Below are 18,049 nucleotides of genomic sequence, written 5' to 3' on the forward strand. Positions count from 1 at the left end.
GGTGCCCCACGGACGAGGGCAGGCTGAAGGTATTCCCGAGGTAAAGCTTAGGTAAGCCTAAGCCAATGGGATCTTCAGCGCGGAGGCGCCCTACAGCAGATCGCGGCGGACCGTCTCGTTCCAGGTGCGCGAGAAGACCCGGCGGTCGCCCTCGTAGCCGTCGAGCGTGGCGTCCACGTGGAAGTCCCGCTCGTCGCAGGTGAGCCGGGTGTGCGTGACGACGCGGACGTCCCAGTCCGCGCGGCGGAACGTCATGGTCCAGGTCGACTCCCCGCTGACGGAGGTGAAGTCGTCGGCGACCGCCGCGTAGCGCTCGTGGGCGCGGCGGCCCACGTCCAGGCCGAGCTCCTCGAAGCGGACCGTGCCGCGGTCCTTCACGATGTCCAGCGCGGCGTGGTAGTCGATCAGGTCGCGCCTCACCTCCCAGCGTTCCTCGGGCGGGGTGAGCTGCGTGGTGGCGAGGGGCTCGGTGCCCTCCGGTTCGCCGAACGGGGCGGCCGGTGCGCCGTCGGGCGCGTCCACCGGGCGGACGGGCAGGGTGAGCGTGCTGGAGTGCTCCCGGACGCCGAGGCGGGCCGGCTTCGGCGGCGGCCAGGCCAGCGGCCAGTAGGACGTCGACAGGGAGAGCCGTACGCGGTGGCCGGGCGGGAAGGTCTGCGCCACCCCGTTGAGGTGGACGGTGGCGCGGTAACGGCGGCCGGGCTCCAGGGGTTCGGGGTGCTCGGTGCTCTCGTGCCGGGTGAGGTTGAGCAGGCCGTAGGTCACCCGGGTCGCGGCCCCGTCCGGGCGGACGTCGGAGAGCCGGGCGGCCACCATGGCGACCGGCTGGTCGACGGAGAGGTCGAGGTCCACGGTCGGCGAGCCGAGGATCTCCAGCGGCTCGGTGAGCGGTTCGGTCTCGAAGACCAGGGAACCGCCGTCCTCCTCCCGCTGGTCGTAGGGCAGGTCCGGGGGCGCGTTGTACGAGGCCCACTTCCCGCCGAACTGGCCGACGGACAGCGGCGACTGCACGGTGAGCACCTCGCCGTCCCCGTCGGCGGCGGGCTCGCCGGGCGGTGCGATCCGGTGCCGTACCAGGGGGTGGGTGACGGGGTGGACGTTCGGTGAGGGCCAGGACGGTTCCGCCACCCAGCGGCCGGGCCGTTCCTCGTAGGAGGTGGACGGCGGCACGCTGTCCTGCATCCACGTGTGCAGCATCGGGCCGTCCATGACGCCGTTGTCGGCGCCCTTGAGCCAGTGGTCCCACCAGCGCACCACCTCCTGGAGGTAGCCGATGGCGGGGCCGGGCTCACCGAGGTGGGGGTACTTGTGCGACCAGGGGCCGATCAGTCCCTTGCGGGGGACGTCGAGGCGGGCCAGGAGCCGGGTGACGGCGTTGGAGTAACCGTCCGCCCAGCCGCTGGAGGCGAGCACCGGGCAGCGGACGTCCTCGGGCCGCTCCCCGACGGAGGCGTGCCGCCAGTAGTCGTCGCGGCGCTGGTGGCGCAGCCACGGCAGGACCCAGGGCTCGGTGTGCTCCAGGCGTTCCCGCCACATCTCGCGCCAGCTGTCGCCGACCACGGCCGGGTCGGGCGGACAGGTGGCGTAGGCGAACATGGTGCCCGCCTCGGCGAGGTTGTCGGAGAGCATCGCCCCGCCCATGTAGTGCATGTCGTCGGCGTGCCGGTCGTCGGTGAAGGAGGCGATGACGATCGCCTTGAGCCCGGGCGGCTGCCGGGCCGCCACCTGGAGGGCCGCGAAGGCGCCCCAGGAGAGGCCCATCATCCCCAGGGAGCCGTCGCACCAGGGCTGCTCGGCGAGCCAGGCCAGCACCTCCTCCGCGTCGCGCTGTTCCCGCTCCAGGTACTCGTCCTTCAGCACCCCCTCCGACTCGCCGGTGCCGCGCAGGTCGACGCGGACGCAGGCGTAGCCGTGTCCGGCCAGGTAGGGGTGGTGGACGGAGTCGCGGACGGCGGTCAGGTCGCGTTTGCGGTAGGGGATGTACTCCAGGACCGCCGGCACGGGGTCGTGGTCGGAGGAGGTGGGGCGCCAGATCCGCGCCGACAGGCGGACGCCGTCGGACAGGGGGACGACGACGTGTTCCTCTTCCTTCGTCGCGTACGGCAGATGGGTCACGTGGCGCATGCGGCGGCCTCCTTACGCGCGCGGTCCCGCTCCGGGCTCGTCGATCACGAGCCCGAGGGCAGCCACGCACTGGTCGAACTTGCGGCGCAGGTCTTCCTCGTCGTCACCGCCGGTGAAGACGTGCGCCACCTCGTAGCTGTAACTGTCCTGCTGGGACAGGTCCGAGAGCCGCTGCCCCCGCTCCGGTACGACGTGGACGCGCACGCCCGGTATCTCGCGTTCGATCCGGGCGATCTCCTCGGCCGAGGGCACCTCGCGCACCACGCCGTCCGTGAACCAGCGGTAGTACCACTTCGCCGCCATGGCGTACTCGCCCTGCCGGTAGGGCATCGCCGGATCGGTGCCGAGGGCGAGGGCGACCATGCAGTGGTGGTTGGGCACCCCGTCCACGTACTCGAACAGCTCGGCGTGCGACTGGGAGTGGCGGGGGTTGATCTCCAGCAGGCTGACCTCCTGGCTCTGCGGGTCGTAGAAGTACTCCACGCTGAAGGTCGCCGAGTCGAATCCGATGCCGGTCATCACGCGCCGGGTGACGTCGTGCAGCCGGTCGATCACCTGGGGCGGCAGGGTCGAGGGGTACTGGTGGCGCAGGAAGCACGGCGAGTCGGGGTAGTCGATGGAGTCCAGGGTGCCGTAGACGGTCACCTCGCCCTGGTGGACGTAGCCCTCCACCGCGACCTGGATGCCCGTCAGCGCCTCTTCCGCCAGGCACACCCGGCCGCCGACGCCGTCCATCTCGGGCGGCAGGTCGACCCGGTCGAGGACGTGCTCGAAGGGGCGGCCGACCCGGGAGATGCCCTCCCGTATCTCGGCCGCGGCCTTGCGGAACTCCTGCTCGTCCTTGACGCCGAAGGCGAGTTCGGAGGAGTAGGACAGGGCCGGCTTGAGCCACATCGGGAAGCGCAGGCCCTCCGGGACCGGCGGCGGATCGGCCTCCAGGTCGACCCGGCCGAAGCGCGGCAGCGCGTCGGTGACCTTGCGCTGTTCCACCCGGCTCCAGTATTTGTGCTCGCACTTGACGATCGACGCGAGGCTGGTGGTGCGGGTGCCGTAGCGTTCGCCCAGGATCGGCACGAGGGTGCTGACCGGGAAATCCCAGTAGCCGACGATCGCGTCGACGCTTCCGTCGAAAGCGTCGAGCACGCTCTCCGCCTTCTTGATCACTTCCGGTAGCGACACCTCTCCGTCCTGCAGTTCCTCGATGGTCAACAGGCCGTGGAAGCGCAGTGATCCGGCGCCCGGTACGGCTTGCAGCGTCGGCAGATTGGCCTCGTCCAGGCCGATCACGAAAATGTTCTTCTTTTCCTCAGCAGACAACGGCTCTCCCTTCCAGAATGGGCGGAGTACCCTGCCCTGTCCCGGCCAACCTCGCCGTACCGGAGGGGAATCACGCGATGCGAACAACGCCCCGGCACGCCAGGCCGAAGCCGCGCTCACTGCGTATCGGCATTCTCGTCACCGCCGGGGCCGTCACGACGACGGCCCTTTCCCTCGCCACCGCGGCCAGTGGCGATCCCTCAGCTCCCCGGGTCACTCAACTCGGCCTGGGACCGGGTTACCTCACCGCCGGGCAGCGCGCGTCGGCGCGGCTGGAGATCAGCGCGGACCGGTGCGTCACGGCGGACCGGGTCACGGTCGCCGTACGCGACGACGCCGGCCGCAACCTCGACTTCCCGGGCGCGGAGTCCGGCGTACGGCTGTGTCCGTCGGGCCACACCTTCACCTCGGGGGCGCGGGAGTTCCCCGCGGGGTCGTACACGATGTTCGGCTCGTGGCAGGACACCGACGGGGTGTGGCATCCGCTGCCGTCGATCACCTTGAAGGTCGGTGCGACACGGAAGACGGAGCCGGAGCCGGAACCGACGCCCGAGCCGGCGCGGGAGCCGCGCGGCGGCGGTCCGTCGTGGGAACCGTCCGGCGCGTGGAAGCTCCGGTTCTCCGACGAGTTCGAGGGGGACTCGCTGGACACCTCGAAGTGGAACACCGGCTGGTTCGGCACCGGCGTCACCGGCCCGGTGAACAGCGCCGAGGACGCCTGCTACGACGCGCGCAACGTCGGTGTGTCCGGCGGGGCGCTGCACCTGGAGCTGACCGGTGAGGACGCCTCCTGCAAGGGGAAGGCGCGCCGGCACACCGGCGCCCATGTGAACACGATGGGCAAGTTCTCCTACAGCTATGGCGCCGTCGAGTACCGGGCCCGTGTCCCGTCGACGGACGGCGAGGTCGCGAACTGGCCGGCGCTGTGGGACACCGGCGAGTTCTGGCCCCGGGACGGCGAGACCGACACCATGGAGGGCCTGTCCGGCGAGGTCTGCTCGTACTGGCACGCCACGGACACCGACCGGGGGCACTGCCCGTCCGGCGATCTCACCGGCTGGCACACCTTCGGGCACCGGTGGGAGCCCGGGAAGATCACCTGGTTCTACGACGGGAAGCCGGTGCACACCCAGACCTCGGGCGTCGTCGGCTCCCCGCACTATCTGGTCATGCAGAACACCCAGGGCTCCTTCGGCGGCCCGACGCTCGTGCCGGCCGACCTCCAGGTCGACTGGGTCCGGGTCTGGACGGAATGACGGCCACGCGGCAGGACCAAGACATGTGGCGGCCCCTGCGCGGGCACCCGAGACTGCAAGAGGACGAGCGCTCGGAGACAGGCGGGTCATGGGCACCATCGAAGAGACCATCGAGATCGCGGTGCCGGTGCGCACCGCCTACAACCAGTGGACCCAGTTCAAGGTCTTCCCGCGGTTCGTGTCCGTGGTGCGCGGCGCCGAGCAGATCAAGCCCGCGCTCGTCCGCTGGCGGGTCGGGCTCGGCCCGGTGCACCGGGACTACCTGACGGAGATCGTCGAACAGCGGCCGGACACGGTGGTGCGCTGGCGGGTCCTCGGCACGCGGATGCGCGGCGAGGCGGTGTTCGCCGCGCTCGCCCCGGACCGGACGTCGGTCACGGTACGGACGGGGCCCGCCGACTCCCTCGGGATCACGCGACGCGTCCTCGGGTCCGGACTCGCCCACTTCAAGGAGTTCATCGAGGGACTGGGGGAAGAGTCAGGGGCCTGGCGGGGCACGATCCGCGACGGTCATGTCCTGCCGGCCGAGTCCGTGCCGGCCAGGAGCCTGGTCCCGCACTGGCCGCACGGCTGACCCCACCCCGAGAGAGCGAGAGACCCGCCTGATGCCGAAGCCGCAGAAGTCGCCGGGCGACGAGCCCGCGGAGAACCTCACCGTCGAACCGCCCAAGACCTGGGCCACGGGCGCCCCCGCGGTGGCGCACGCGCTGCGGTACTCCCTGGCGGAGACCTCGCCGCGGCGCACCGGCACGACGCTGCTGACCATGAACCAGGTCGGCGGCATCGACTGCCCCGGCTGCGCCTGGGCCGACCCCACCCCCGGTCACCGGCACGTCAACGAGTACTGCGAGAACGGCGCCAAGCACATCAACGACGAGGCGACGACGCGCCGGATCACCGCCGACTTCTTCCGCCGGCACTCCGTCTCCGAACTGGGCCGTCGCTCCGACCTGTGGCTCAACCAGCAGGGCCGGCTCACCGAGCCGATGGTGAAACGGCCGGGCTCGGACCACTACGAGCCCATCGGCTGGCAGGACGCCCTCGGGCTGCTCGCCGAGGAACTCCGGGGACTGGACTCGCCCGACGAGGCGGTCTTCTACACCTCGGGCCGGGTCAGCAACGAGGCCGCGTTCGTCCTCCAGCTCTTCGCCCGGGCCTTCGGCACCAACAACCTGCCCGACTGCAGCAACATGTGCCACGAGTCCAGCGGCTTCGCCCTGCACGAGACGCTGGGCACCGGCAAGGGCACGGTGAGCCTGGAGGACCTGCACCACGCCGACCTGATCTTCGTGGTGGGCCAGAACCCCGGGTCCAACCACCCGCGCCAGCTCAGTGCCCTGGAGGCGGCCAAGCGGGGCGGCGCCCGGATCATCGCGGTCAATCCGCTGCCGGAGGCGGGGCTGCTGCGGTTCAAGAACCCGCAGAAGCCACGGGGCGTGATCGGACGTGGCGTCGAGATCGCCGACCGGTTCCTGCGCATCCGCGTCGGCGGCGACCTCGCGCTGTTCCAGGGGCTGAACCGGCTCGTGCTGGAGGCGGAGGACGCCCGGCCGGGCACCGTGCTCGACCACGAGTTTATCCGGTCCAGTACCGCCGGTTTCGAGGAGTTCTCCCGGCACGCCCGCTCGGTGGCCTGGGAGGACATCCTGCGCGCGACCGGGCTGACCCGGGCGGAGATCGAGCAGGTGCGCGACGACGTGCTGGCGAGCGAGCGGATCGTCGTCTGCTGGGCCATGGGCGTCACCCAGCACCGGCACGGCGTCCCCACCATCAGGGAGATCGTCAACTTCCTGCTGCTGCGCGGGAACCTCGGCCGGGCCGGGGCCGGGGCCTGCCCGGTGCGCGGGCACAGCAATGTGCAGGGCGACCGCACGGTGGGCATCTGGGAGCAGATGCCCGACTCCTTCCTCGACGCGCTGCGCGACGAGTTCGGCTTCGAGCCGCCCCGGCACCACGGCCTGGACTCGGTGAACTCGATCAAGGCGATGCGCGAGGGCCGGGTCAAGGTCTTCCTCGGGGTGGCGGGCAACTTCGTGCGGGCCGCCCCGGACAGCGAGGTCACCGAGGAGGCCATGCGCCGCTGCCGCCTCACCGCGCACGTCTCCACCAAGCTCAACCGGTCGCACACCGTGTGCGGACAGACGGCGCTGATCCTGCCGACGCTGGGCCGCACCGAGCGGGACGTGCAGGCCACCGGCGAGCAGTTCGTCACGGTGGAGGACTCCATGAGCGAGGTGCACGCCTCGCGCGGGCGGCTGGAACCCGCCTCCCGGCTGCTGCTCAGCGAGGTGGCGATCCTGTGCCGGCTGGCCCGCCACACCCTGGACGGCGGGGCACGGATCCCGTGGGACCGGTTCGAGGCCGACTACGGGGCGATCCGCGACCGGATCTCCCGCATCGTGCCGGGGCTGCACGACTACAACCGGCGGGTCGCCCGGCCCGGCGGCATCAGACTGCCCAACCCGGTCAACGAAGGGGTGTTCGGCACGGCCTCCGGCAAGGCCCAGTTCACCCCCAACGACTGGCGGATGCCCGAGGCCCCCGAGGGGCACCTGCTGCTCCAGACACTGCGCTCCCACGACCAGTGGAACACGGTCCCGTACACCAATGACGACCGGTACCGGGGCATCCACGGCAGCCGTCGGGTGGTCATGGTCAACCCGGACGACCTCACGGCGCTCGGACTGGCCGACGGGGCGCGGGTGGACCTGGTGAGTGTGGGGCCCGGCGGTACGGAGCGGCGCGCCGCCGGTTTCACCGTGGTCGCCTACCCCAGTGCCCGCGGGTGCGCCGCCGCGTACTACCCCGAGACCAATGTCCTGGTGCCGCTGGACAGCGTGGCCGAGTTCAGCAACCAACCGGCGTCCAAGGGGCTGGTGGTGCGTCTGGAGGCCGCCGCGACCCCGGTTTGACGTGCGATTTTGGCGTCGATTAGGTTTCTGTGAGACGCGCCCAGCCGGTGTGCGGCCCCGTGCCGCGAGCCCGGACCGAGTCGCCAGGACCCCTGCCGGTCCGAGGCGGGGCCGTGTCCGCCAGATGGAGCCCGTCAGTCATGCCCAGCCACCGCGTCCGCACCCGTCCGTCCGCCGCCGTCCTCGCCGTGACGACCGCCCTGACCGCGCTGCTCGCCACGGCGTGTGCGAGCGGCGCCGAGGACGACCCGAAGGCCACGGCCTCCACGACGGTGACCCCGCCTCCCGCGCACACCGGGTTCGACTACCAGCTCGGCGGCCCGTACTCCCCGCCCGACGGCGTACGGGTCGTCGTACGCGACCACACGGTGAAGCCCGCCGCCGGCCTCTACAACGTCTGCTACGTCAACGCCTTCCAGGCCCAGCCCGGCGCCGAACGGGACTGGGACTCCGACCTCCTGCTGCGCGACGAGGACGGCGAGGTCGTCATGGACGAGGACTGGGGCGAGGCGATGCTGGACATCGGTACCGCCGGCAAGCGCGAGCGGATCGCCGAGAAGGTGAACGGCTGGATCGACGGCTGCGCGGCCAAGGGCTACGACGCGGTCGAGCCGGACAACTACGACAGCTACACCCGGGCCCCCGAGGGGCTGCTGAGCGCCGGTGACGCCGAGGCGTTCCTCACGCTGCTCGCCTCGCACGCCCACGACCGGGGCCTGGCCATCGGCCAGAAGAACACCCCGCAGCTCGCCGGGGACCGCGAGAAGGTCGGCCTGGACTTCGCCGTGGCGGAGGAGTGCGGGAAGTACGCCGAGTGCGGGGAGTACGTCAGCGCGTTCGGCGACGCCGTCCTGGTCATCGAGTACGACGAGAAAGGCCTGAAGTCGGCTTGCGAGGGCTGGGGCGACGACATCAGCATCGTCCGGCGTGACCTCGACGTCCTGCCCGGCGGCCGCTCGGGTCACGTCCGGGAGACCTGCGACGACGTGTGAGGCGCCATGACCGACGTCCACTGCACGGTGTGGGACGAGACGCGCGGTGAGGGCGCCGCCGCCGTCTTCGTGCACAACATCTTCACCTGGGGCGACGACGACGCCTACGGGTTCGCGGCGCAGCGGCCGCTGGCCGACCGGTACCGGCTGCTGCTGATGGACCGGCGCGGCTACGGACGCAGTCCCGGCACCGGGCGCAGCGACTTCGACACCGACGCCGCCGACCTCGTGGACCTGCTGGCCCGGCAGGACGGGGGCGCCCATGTGGTCGGGCACGGCAACGGCGGCCTCGCGGCCATGCTCGCCGCCGGGCGACGGCCCGACCTGGTGCGCTCCCTGACCCTGATCCAGCCCTCGGCGTTCTCGGCCGCCGCCGGTGATCCGGTGGTGCGGGACATGCTGCGGCGGGTGGCTCGGAGCGCCGGCGTACCGGAGTCGGTGACCCCGGAGCAGTACCTGCGGGCCTCGACCGAGGGCATCGGGCTGCCCATGCCCGAGCCCACCGAGCGGCGGCTGCGGGCGGTGGCCACCTCGATGCGGGAGCGCCCGGTCTGGGAGGCGCGGGTGCCGCTGGAACCGCTGCGGGACGCGCCGTGGCCGACGCTGGTGATCTGCGGGACCTGGCAGGACGCCCCCGAGCCGTACCGCACGTACGCCGGTGAGCCGCTCGTCGCCTGCGCGCGGGCCGTGGCCGAGGCCGTCGGCGCCCGCCTGCTGCGGGTGGACGGCTACTACCCGCACACCCAGCGGCCGGCCGCCGTCAACGCCGCGCTGCGGGAGCTGTGGGGCTGACCGGCCGGAGCGGCCGTCACCGCACCAGGCAGGGCCGCTTGGCGTCGAAGGTCCAGTCGGGGACCAGGTAGCGCATCCCGACGGCGTCGTCCCGGGCCCCCAGCGCCTTCTCCCGGTACAGCTCGTGGGCGGCGAGGAGACGGTCCATGTCGAGGCGGACCCCGAGGCCCGGGGCGTCGGGCACGGCTATCTCACCGTCGACGATGCGGGGCGGGGCGACGGTGAGCCGCTCCAGGCCCTCCTGCCAGATCCAGTGCGTGTCCAGGGCGTTGTACTCGCCGGGCGCCGCGGCCCCGCAGTGCGTGACCATCGCCAGGGAGATGTCGAAGTGGTTGTTGGAGTGGCAGCCCCAGGTCAGGCCCATCGCGTTGCACAGCTGCGCCACCCGCACCGAGCCCTGCATGGTCCAGAAGTGCGGGTCGGCCAGCGGGATGGACACCGACTGCAGGGCGAGGGCGTGGGTGAGCTGCCGCCAGTCGGTGGCGATCATGTTGGTGGCGGTGGGCAGACCGGTGGCCCGGCGGAACTCCGCGAGCACCTCCCGGCCGGAGTAGCCGCCCTCGGCTCCGCAGGGGTCCTCGGCGTAGGCGAGGGTGCCGACGAGGGGCGCGCAGAGTTCGACGGCCTCGCGCAGCGACCAGGCGCCGTTGGGGTCGAGGGTGATCCGGGCCTCGGGGAAGCGCTCTTTGAGCGCGCGTACGGCCTTGACCTCCTCCGCGCCGTCCAGGACGCCGCCCTTCAGCTTGAAGTCGCGGAACCCGTAGCGGGCGTAGGCGGCCTCGGCCTGGCGGACGATGGCCTCGGGGGTGAGGGCCTCCTCGTGCCGGATGCGGTGCCAGGTGTCGTCGGCGTCGGGTTCGCGGACGTACTCCAGGTCGGTGCGGTCAGGGTCGCCGACGTAGAAGAGGTAGCCCAGGACCCGGACCGAGTCGCGCTGCTGTCCGTCGCCGAGCAGGGCTGCGACCGGCACGTCCAGGTGCTGTCCCAGCAGGTCGAGCAGGGCGGACTCGACGGCGGTGACCGCGTGGACGGTGGTGCGCAGGTCGAAGGTCTGCGCGCCGCGCCCGCCGGAGTCCCGGTCCGCGAACCGGTCGCCGATCTCGCGCAGCACCCGCTTGTAGTCACCGACCTTCGCGCCGACCACCAGGGACTCGGCGTCCCTGAGGGTCTGCATGATCTTCTCTCCGCCGGGTACCTCACCGAGCCCGGTGCGTCCCTCGGAGTCGGTCAGGACGACGATGTTGCGGGTGAAGTAGGGGGCGTGGGCGCCGGAGAGGTTCAGCTCCATGCTGTCCCGGCCGGCCACGGGGTAGACGGCGAAGGCGGTGACGGTCGGCTGGCTCGTGGTCATGTGGTGTCAGGTTCCTTGGGGTAGGGGGCGGTCACAGGCTGAGGATGTCGAGGGCCCACTCACCGGCCAGGACGCCGGCGAGGCCGAGCACCGACAGCACCGTGGTGTAGCTGGTGCGGACCTTGATGGCCTGGATGACGGAGAGGTTGAAGTACTCCTTGAAGAGCCAGAATCCGGGGTCGTTGACGTGGGAGAAGGCGATGGAGCCGCAGGAGACGGCGAGCACCATCATCTCGGCGTGCGTGCCGCTGCCGGCGAGCAGGGGCAGCACGACCCCGGAGGCCGTGACGACGGCGACCGTCGCCGAGCCGAGGGCGATGCGGAGGATGACCGCGATGAGCCAGGCCAGGACGAGGGGCGAGATGGACCAGGTGTCGGTGACGTCCTGGATGTAGTCGGAGATGCCGCCCTCGACGAGGACGTTCTTGAACGCGCCGCCCGCGCCGATCACCAGCAGGATCATCGCCATCGCCTGCGCCGCCGAGCCGCAGGAGGCGCCGACGTCCGCCAGGCTCCGGCCGATCCGCGGGCCGAACGCCCAGATGGCCAGGCACAGGGTCAGCAGCAGCGCGATCGGCGCGGAGCCGATGAACGCGACGGTGTGCAGGAGCGGGGTCTCGCCGGAGGCGGCCATGTCGGTCACCGCGGCGCCGGCGATCAGGACGACGGGGAACAGCGCCACGGACAGCGACCAGCCGAGGCCGGGCATCTCCTCGTCGGTGAACTCGCGCTCGGACACCAGGCCCTTGGGGATGGCGGGGCCGATGGCCTTCACGAACGGCAGGCGCGGCCAGAGCAGGGCGATGAAGGCGCCGACGGGGACCGCGATGAACAGGCCGTAGAAGAGGGTCAGTCCGACGGAGGCGTGGAAGGTCGCGGCGACGGCGGTGGGGCCGGGGTGCGGGGGCAGGAAGCTGTGCATGGTGGACAGGGCGATCGACATCGGCAGGCCGACCCAGAGCAGGTTCGCCCGGGTGACCCTGACCAGGGTGAAGGCGATCGGGACGATGATGATGAACGCGACCTCGTAGAACATGGTCACGCCGATGAGCATCGAGGTGACGACCATGGCGACCTGGACCCCGCGGGGCCCGAAGGCGTCGAGGAGTCGGCCGGCGATGCGCTGGGCGGCGCCGGAGTCCCCCATGACCCGGCCGACCATGGCACCGAGCCCGATGGTGAGCATCGTGTCACCGACCTGGCCCCCGATGCCCTCCGAGAGGATGTCGGGTATGTCCTTCACCGGTATGCCCTGCACCAGGGCGACACCGACCGCCACCAACAGGAGGGCCGCGAAACCGTTCAGCTTCAGTCTGGTCATGAGCAGCAGCAGGACCAGAACGCTGATGCCGACTACGACAAGTGGCATGTCAGTTCCCCTTTGAACTGTGGGACAAGTGACCGCCGAACGGCACCGAACTGCGGTTACCGGCTGACCGTAGAGATCGTTCCGATTCCCGTCCATGTCGAATTTTGTTGGTTGCGATACCTTGCGCGCATGACTGGCGTGTGACGCCCGTGCGTCATGTATGTGTCACAGGTGGTGCAGGAGGGCGTCCAGGGCCGGGTTGTCGTTGCTCTTGCGCCACACCAGCTTCAGTTCGACCGGCCGCGGGTCCGGCAGGACCACCTGCCGGAAGACGATCCCGCCGTAGCGCATGTGTGCCGCGGTCTCCGGTACGAGGGCGATGCCCCAGCCGCCGTTGACGAGGGCCAGGATGCTGTGCACCTGGGTGAGGTACTGGGTGAAGACGGGCCGCACCTGGGCGGCCCGGAAGATGCTGATCAGCAGTTCGTGGAAGTAACGGGCCTCGATGGGCGAGTACATGAGGAAGTCCTGCCCGGCGAAGTCCTCGATCGGCATCGGTCCGTCCGGGACGGCCATCGGATGCCCTTCCGGGAGGGCGGCCACCAGCGCTTCCCGGACGGCGGTGCGGGAGCACAGGTCGGTCCCGGTGGCCGAGGGCCGGATCAGTCCGAGGTCGAGGGAGCCCGCGCTCAGGGCCTCCAGCTGACGGCGGGTGACGAGCTCCTGCAACAGGATCTCCACGCCGGGCAGGGCCGCCCGCGCGGTGTCCAGGAGGCCGCCGAGGGCGGAGTAGGCGCTGGCGGCCGTGAACCCGACCGCGATCGTCCCCGCCTCGCCGCTGGACACGCGGCGCACGGCGAGGGTGGCGTGCTCGGACTGGCGCAGGATGCGGCGGGCCTCGACCAGGAAGGCCCGGCCCGCCGGGGTGAGCCGTACGGTGCGGTTGGTCCGGTCCAGCAGCTGGACGCGCAGTTCGTTCTCCAGCAGCTGGATCTGCCGGCTGAGCGGCGGCTGGGTCATGTTGAGCCGCTCCGCGGCCCGGGTGAAGTGCAGTTCTTCGGCGACGGCCACGAAGCTCGTCAGCTGCGCGAGGGTGAACATCGATGCGCTCCAGGTATCAGTACATCCAATATCTATGTTGGACGTGCATTAAAGCCGACCGTAGCGTCGGGGCCATGACCACCATGAACGTCGGGCCCGTGAACACCGTCAGTGAGGTCGCGCAGGACCGGATCGCCTGGGTACGGCTGTCCTCGGTGACCCTTCCGCTGGCCACGCCGATCAGTGACGCGAAGGTGTTCACCGGCCGGCAGAAACCGATGACAGAAGTGGCCCTGCTGTTCGCGGAGATCTCGACCGAGCAGGGCTATGAGGGCATCGGCTTCAGCTACTCGAAGCGGGCCGGCGGCCCCGGGCAGTTCGCGCACGCCAAGGAGATCGCCGGGGAGCTGATCGGCGAGGACCCCAGTGACATCGGCAGGATCTGGACCAAGCTGGTGTGGGCCGGCGCCTCGGTGGGCCGCAGCGGACTGGCCACCCAGGCCGTGGCCGCCTTCGACATCGCCCTGTGGGACCTCAAGGCCAGGCGGGCCGGCCTGCCGCTGGCCAAGCTGCTGGGCGCGCACCGCGACTCGGTGCGCTGCTACAACACCTCCGGCGGTTTCCTGCACACCCCCATCGAGCAGGTCCTCGACAACGCCACCGCCTCCCTGGCCAGCGGCATCGGCGGCATCAAGCTCAAGGTCGGCCACCCCGACGGCAAGCACGACCTGGCCCGTCTGACCGCCGTACGCGAACACATCGGCGACGACGTGCCGCTGATGGTCGACGCCAACCAGCAGTGGGACCGGCCCGCCGCCCAGCGCATGGGCCGCGCCATGGAGGAGTTCGGTCTGGTCTGGATCGAGGAACCGCTCGACGCCTACGACGCGGCCGGGCACGCGGCGCTCGCCGCCTCCCTGGACACCCCGGTCGCCACCGGCGAGATGCTCGCCAGCGTCGCCGAACACGTCGAGCTGATCCGGCACGGCGCGGCCGACGTCGTCCAGCCCGACGCGCCCCGCATCGGCGGCATCACCCAGTTCCTCAAGCTCGCCGCCCTCGCCGAGCACCACCAGCTCCAGCTGGCCCCGCACTTCGCGATGGAGATCCACCTCCACCTCGCCGCCGCCTACCCGATCGAGCCCTGGGTGGAGCACTTCGACTGGCTGGAGCCCCTGTTCGACCAGCGCCTGGAGACCCGTGACGGACGCATGCTGGTGCCCTCCCGTCCCGGTCTCGGCATCACCCTCAGCGACCGGGCCCGTGCCTGGACGGTCGCCGCACACGAAGCGGGCTCCCGGCCCTGACCCCGGCCCCGGTGCGGGCGGCGTCGAAACGGACAGCCGCGCCGCCCGCACCGGCTCTCTCCCTCCTTTCCCGACACTCACTGGAGCCTTCCCATGACGTCCTTCACCCCCGCAGAACTCGGCCGCCGCATCGGCTCGGGTCTGCTGTCCTTCCCGGTGACCCACTTCCGCGACGACCTCTCCTTCGACGAGGACGCCTACCGGGAGAACATCGTCCGCCTCGCCGAGTACGACGTCGGCGGTCTCTTCGCCGCGGGCGGCACGGGCGAGTTCTTCTCCCTGACGCCCGCCGAGGTGGAGCGGGTCGTCACCGCCGCCGTCGAGAGCGCCCCCGACGGCACGCCGATCCTGGCCCCCGCGGGCTACGGCACCGCCACCGCCGTCGAGTTCGCCGCCGCGGCCGAACGGGCCGGCGCCGACGGCATCCTGCTCTTCCCGCCCTACCTCACCGAGGCCTCGCAGGAGGGCCTGGCCCAGCACGTGGAGGCCGTCTGCCGCGCCACGTCCCTCGGCGTGGTCGTCTACAGCCGCGCCAACGCCGTGTACTCCGCCGAGACCGTCGCCCGTCTCGCCGAGAACTGCCCCAACCTCATCGGGTACAAGGACGGCGTCGGCGACATCGACACGGTGACCCGGATCGTCGCCGGGCTCGGCGAGCGCCTCACCTACATCGGCGGCCTGCCCACCGCCGAGACCTACGCCCTGCCCTACCTGCAGCTGGGTGTGACGACGTACTCCTCGGCCATCTTCAACTTCCTGCCCGAGTTCGCCCTCGCCTTCTACGCCGCCGTCCGCGAGCACCGGCAGGCCGACGTCACCCGGATGCTGTCGGACTTCGTGCTGCCGTACACCGGGATCCGCAACCGCCGGGCCGGTTACGCGGTCAGCATCGTCAAGGCCGGTATGACCGCCACCGGTCACACCGCGGGCCCGGTCCGCCCGCCGCTCACCGACCTGACCCCGGCGGAACTCGACGAGCTGTCGGCCCTGATCGCCAAGCTCCCCTCCCCCACCGTCTGATCTACCGCCGCGCGGCCGGTTCCGGCAGTCCGAGGACGACGGTGCGCTCGCCCTGGGAGAAGTCCGCGAAGGACTGCTCCCAGCGGGCGCCGGGCCAGTGGTAGGTGACACAGCCGTCGGCGGGACGGTAGTGGGCGGTGTACACCGTGCCCAGCCACTGGTCGTACGCCTGCTGGTAGAGGGGCGGTCGCAGCAGCGCCGTCACGTCCGTCCCGGCCGCGCGCACGGCGGCCAGCCGCTCCAGGGTCCGGGTGACCCGCTCCTGTTCGTCCGGTACCGGCAGATGCTGGTGGTTGGCCGCGCAGGCGTCCGGTGCCTCGGTCAGCGGTATGTCGGGTCCCACGTGGACGGTGACGGCCCGGCCGGGGTCGACGAGGGTGACGTTCTGGGGGATGGCCACGGGCAGGGTGCGCAGCCTGCCGACCGCCTCGTCGACGGTCCGGCAGGTCTCCAGCAGGTAGCGCAGGACGAGAGGCATCGCGAAGCCCGGGCCGTGCACATGGCGTCCGCCGAAGGTCAGTGACACGGCGAGCCCCGCGTCGTTCATCCCGTCCAGCAGGCCCCAGCCCGCTTCCTGCATGCCGATCACGGGCCGCAGGAAGCGGGAGGAGACGATGACCGCCTCGCAGTGCTCGGGGGCGTAGTCGTAGTTGCGCAGCAGGGTTCCGGCGGTGCCGGTCTGGGTGCAGGCGGAGAAGAACGGCCGTACCGCGGCCAGGGTGAGCAGTGTCCCGGCCCTGGGTGACGGCAGTTGTCCGGCGAGCCGGTCGAGTGCCGGGACCAGTTCGGGCAGATGTGTCTCGAACAGTTCCCGGGCCCGGGCCGCGCCCTCGGGAGTGCGGCCCTCCTCGGTCAGCCAGAACTCCTCGGCGCCCGCCACGACCGGCCCGGCGTACGCGGCCCAGCGCCCGTCGCCCCCGTCACCGATCTCGATCGCCCGGAACGTCTTGGTGTACCGCACGCTGCGCACGTCCCCTCCCCTCGGCACGCCGGCGACCCGGCTGCCCTGCCCGACCGCTTCCTGTCTCCTCTCCCCCGCCGCACGCCGGACTTCCCGTCCGCGCCGCGTGCGCGGGCAACAGTACGCGCACTCCCGCCGCCCCGTGTCAGCGCAGCGTGACCCGGGCCGCGACCGGCAGGTGGTCGCTGCCGGTGGCGGGCAGGGTGCGGATGGGGCCGACGGTGGCGGAGGCGGCCATGATCTGGTCGATGCGGGCCAGCGGGAAGCCGGCCGGGAAGCTGAAGGCGAAGCCGCTGTCGGGTCCGTCCAGACGCGAGGTCAGCGGGGCGAGACCGCGGTCGTCGACGGTGCCGTTGAGGTCGCCGAGCAGCAGTACCCGGTCCAGGTCGTCGGCGGCGACGGCCGTGCCCAGCAGACCGGCGCTCTCGTCGCGCCGCGCGGAGGCGAGGCCGGACGCGCCGAGGCGGACCGAGGGCAGGTGGGCGACGTACGCCGCGAGGTCGCCGTGGGGTGTGCGGACCACGGTGCGCAGGCCGCGGTTCCAGGACCCGGTGATCCCCTCGGGCCTGATGTCGACCTGCCGGGTACCGGTGAGCGGGTGCTTCGACCAGATCCCGACGGTGCCCCGGACTGCGTGGTACGGGAAGTCGGGGGCGAGGACCTCCGCGTAGTCCCGCAGCGCCGGGGCGACCAGTTCCTCCAGGGCTATGAGGTCGGGGTCCGCGTCGGCCAGGGCGCGGGCCGTGCCCGCCGGGTCGGTGTTGTCGTCGGCCACGTTGTGCTGCACCACGAGGAGGCCGCGGGCACCGGACTCCGCGCCGGTCCGGAGCAGCCCGCCGAAGTGTGCCACCCAGGCCACCATCGGCAGCAGTACGGCGATCGACGCGGTGGCCGACCGGCGCAGCAGGGACAGCGCGAGCAGGACCACGCTCACCAGGCCGAGCCATGGCAGGAAGCTTTCCAGCAGACTGCCGAGGCGGCCCACGGAGTTGGGCACGGCCCGGTGGAACAGCAGGAGCGCGGCGGTCAGCACCGCGAGTGCGGCGAGCAGCCGTCCCCGGCTCCAGACCGAGCCGCGCCGCCCGGTGTCTGCCGCCCGGCCGGCCGGAGCACGCCGCGCCGCCCGCCACCGGGACACCGCGGCGCCGGTCCTCTCCCCCACCACGCGGTCCCCTCCCCGTTTCCCGGAGGGACCCCCGGACGGCGGTCCCCGTTCCCGGTCAACGCGCGGTCCGGCCGGAAGAGTTCCTGCTCGTCGCGGCGCTCTTCCAGGACGCCGGGTCCGGCGCGGCCGGCTCCGCCCGCCGGACCTGGCCGCGGCGGTCCTCAGCGGCGCCGTGTCACCGCAGGGCCACCGGCCGGCCGGTCCCGCGCCGTGTACCGGAGAGGTCGCGGCCGGTGCGCCGGTAGGTGACGAACGCGTACACGGACAGGCCGGCCCACAGGAAGGCGCTCAGCAGGGGCCACCAGCGGTCCGTGCCGTCCGCGCCCGTGATCAGGCCGTTCACCCAGGACAGGACCCAACTGACCGTCAGCAGCGAGGCGACCCACCGGAACCAGCGCATGAGACTCATGGTCCCTTTCGCCCGCGCCACGGCCGGGTCCCGGTCGTCGTCGGAGCGTGCTCGTTCATTCTTCATGCACGTCGGGTACCCCGTTTCGCCGCG

15 protein-coding genes are annotated in these 18,049 nt (G+C 71.7%); 7 read left to right on the forward strand and 8 right to left on the reverse strand.

The annotated features are described in order from the left end of the window. Window positions 1-90: 90 nt before the first annotated feature. Window positions 91-2,124, reverse strand: a complete 2,034-nt coding sequence (locus tag ACIQR3_RS05370) for a CocE/NonD family hydrolase (RefSeq protein WP_403534425.1) — start codon at window positions 2,122-2,124, stop codon at window positions 91-93. 12 nt (window positions 2,125-2,136) lie between these two features. Further along, the gene (locus tag ACIQR3_RS05375) at window positions 2,137-3,441 is read right to left on the reverse strand and encodes an ATP-grasp domain-containing protein (protein ID WP_403534428.1); all 1,305 of its coding nucleotides are present in this window, start codon (window positions 3,439-3,441) and stop codon (window positions 2,137-2,139) included. Window positions 3,442-3,518: 77 nt separating this feature from the next. On the opposite strand from ACIQR3_RS05375, the gene ACIQR3_RS05380 reads away from it, so the two are divergent. The 5 genes from ACIQR3_RS05380 (at window position 3,519) to ACIQR3_RS05400 (ending at window position 9,393) form a co-directional block, all read left to right on the forward strand. Further along, complete coding sequence (locus ACIQR3_RS05380) at window positions 3,519-4,697, forward strand: family 16 glycosylhydrolase (RefSeq protein WP_403534430.1); 1,179 nt, start codon at window positions 3,519-3,521, stop codon at window positions 4,695-4,697. An 88-nt stretch (window positions 4,698-4,785) separates the two neighbouring features. Beyond that, window positions 4,786-5,271 (forward strand): SRPBCC family protein, encoded by a 486-nt coding sequence (locus ACIQR3_RS05385; protein ID WP_403534432.1) that lies wholly within the window; start codon window positions 4,786-4,788, stop codon window positions 5,269-5,271. A 31-nt stretch (window positions 5,272-5,302) separates the two neighbouring features. Then, window positions 5,303-7,609, forward strand: coding sequence for an FdhF/YdeP family oxidoreductase (locus tag ACIQR3_RS05390; protein ID WP_403534435.1), 2,307 nt, complete (start codon window positions 5,303-5,305; stop codon window positions 7,607-7,609). Between the two features lie 140 nt (window positions 7,610-7,749). Then, the gene (locus tag ACIQR3_RS05395) at window positions 7,750-8,601 is read left to right on the forward strand and encodes an endo alpha-1,4 polygalactosaminidase (RefSeq protein ID WP_403534438.1); all 852 of its coding nucleotides are present in this window, start codon (window positions 7,750-7,752) and stop codon (window positions 8,599-8,601) included. 6 nt (window positions 8,602-8,607) lie between these two features. After that, complete coding sequence (locus ACIQR3_RS05400; protein ID WP_403534441.1) at window positions 8,608-9,393, forward strand: alpha/beta fold hydrolase; 786 nt, start codon at window positions 8,608-8,610, stop codon at window positions 9,391-9,393. Between the two features lie 16 nt (window positions 9,394-9,409). On the opposite strand, the gene ACIQR3_RS05405 is transcribed toward ACIQR3_RS05400, so the two are convergent. The 3 genes from ACIQR3_RS05405 to ACIQR3_RS05415 all read right to left on the reverse strand — a co-directional run bounded on the left by ACIQR3_RS05405 (window position 9,410) and on the right by ACIQR3_RS05415 (window position 13,154). After that, window positions 9,410-10,744 (reverse strand): enolase C-terminal domain-like protein, encoded by a 1,335-nt coding sequence (locus ACIQR3_RS05405; RefSeq protein ID WP_403534444.1) that lies wholly within the window; start codon window positions 10,742-10,744, stop codon window positions 9,410-9,412. A 31-nt stretch (window positions 10,745-10,775) separates the two neighbouring features. Further along, window positions 10,776-12,113 (reverse strand): gluconate:H+ symporter, encoded by a 1,338-nt coding sequence (locus ACIQR3_RS05410; protein WP_403534447.1) that lies wholly within the window; start codon window positions 12,111-12,113, stop codon window positions 10,776-10,778. Window positions 12,114-12,278: 165 nt separating this feature from the next. After that, window positions 12,279-13,154 (reverse strand): LysR substrate-binding domain-containing protein, encoded by an 876-nt coding sequence (locus tag ACIQR3_RS05415; protein WP_403534450.1) that lies wholly within the window; start codon window positions 13,152-13,154, stop codon window positions 12,279-12,281. Between the two features lie 83 nt (window positions 13,155-13,237). Here ACIQR3_RS05415 and ACIQR3_RS05420 point away from each other — a divergent pair, with 83 nt between their 5' ends. Together ACIQR3_RS05420 and kdgD are read left to right on the forward strand one after the other, a co-directional pair. Further along, the gene (locus ACIQR3_RS05420) at window positions 13,238-14,401 is read left to right on the forward strand and encodes a mandelate racemase/muconate lactonizing enzyme family protein (RefSeq protein WP_403535429.1); all 1,164 of its coding nucleotides are present in this window, start codon (window positions 13,238-13,240) and stop codon (window positions 14,399-14,401) included. 93 nt (window positions 14,402-14,494) lie between these two features. Then, the gene (gene kdgD / locus ACIQR3_RS05425; RefSeq protein ID WP_403534453.1) at window positions 14,495-15,421 is read left to right on the forward strand and encodes a 5-dehydro-4-deoxyglucarate dehydratase; all 927 of its coding nucleotides are present in this window, start codon (window positions 14,495-14,497) and stop codon (window positions 15,419-15,421) included. 1 nt (window position 15,422) lies between these two features. Here the strand turns inward: kdgD and ACIQR3_RS05430 are convergent, their stop codons facing one another. The 3 genes from ACIQR3_RS05430 to ACIQR3_RS05440 form a co-directional block, all read right to left on the reverse strand. After that, the gene (locus tag ACIQR3_RS05430; RefSeq protein ID WP_403534456.1) at window positions 15,423-16,391 is read right to left on the reverse strand and encodes a C45 family autoproteolytic acyltransferase/hydolase; all 969 of its coding nucleotides are present in this window, start codon (window positions 16,389-16,391) and stop codon (window positions 15,423-15,425) included. Window positions 16,392-16,527: 136 nt separating this feature from the next. Next, on the reverse strand, window positions 16,528-17,520 hold the full coding sequence (locus ACIQR3_RS05435) for an endonuclease/exonuclease/phosphatase family protein (RefSeq protein ID WP_403535431.1): 993 nt from the start codon (window positions 17,518-17,520) through the stop codon (window positions 16,528-16,530). Window positions 17,521-17,722: 202 nt separating this feature from the next. Next, window positions 17,723-18,022, reverse strand: a complete 300-nt coding sequence (locus ACIQR3_RS05440) for a hypothetical protein (protein WP_403534458.1) — start codon at window positions 18,020-18,022, stop codon at window positions 17,723-17,725. Between the last annotated feature and the right edge of the window lie 27 nt (window positions 18,023-18,049).

It is taken from the genome of Streptomyces sp. NPDC090994 (assembly GCF_044768905.1).
Lineage (GTDB): Bacteria > Actinomycetota > Actinomycetes > Streptomycetales > Streptomycetaceae > Streptomyces.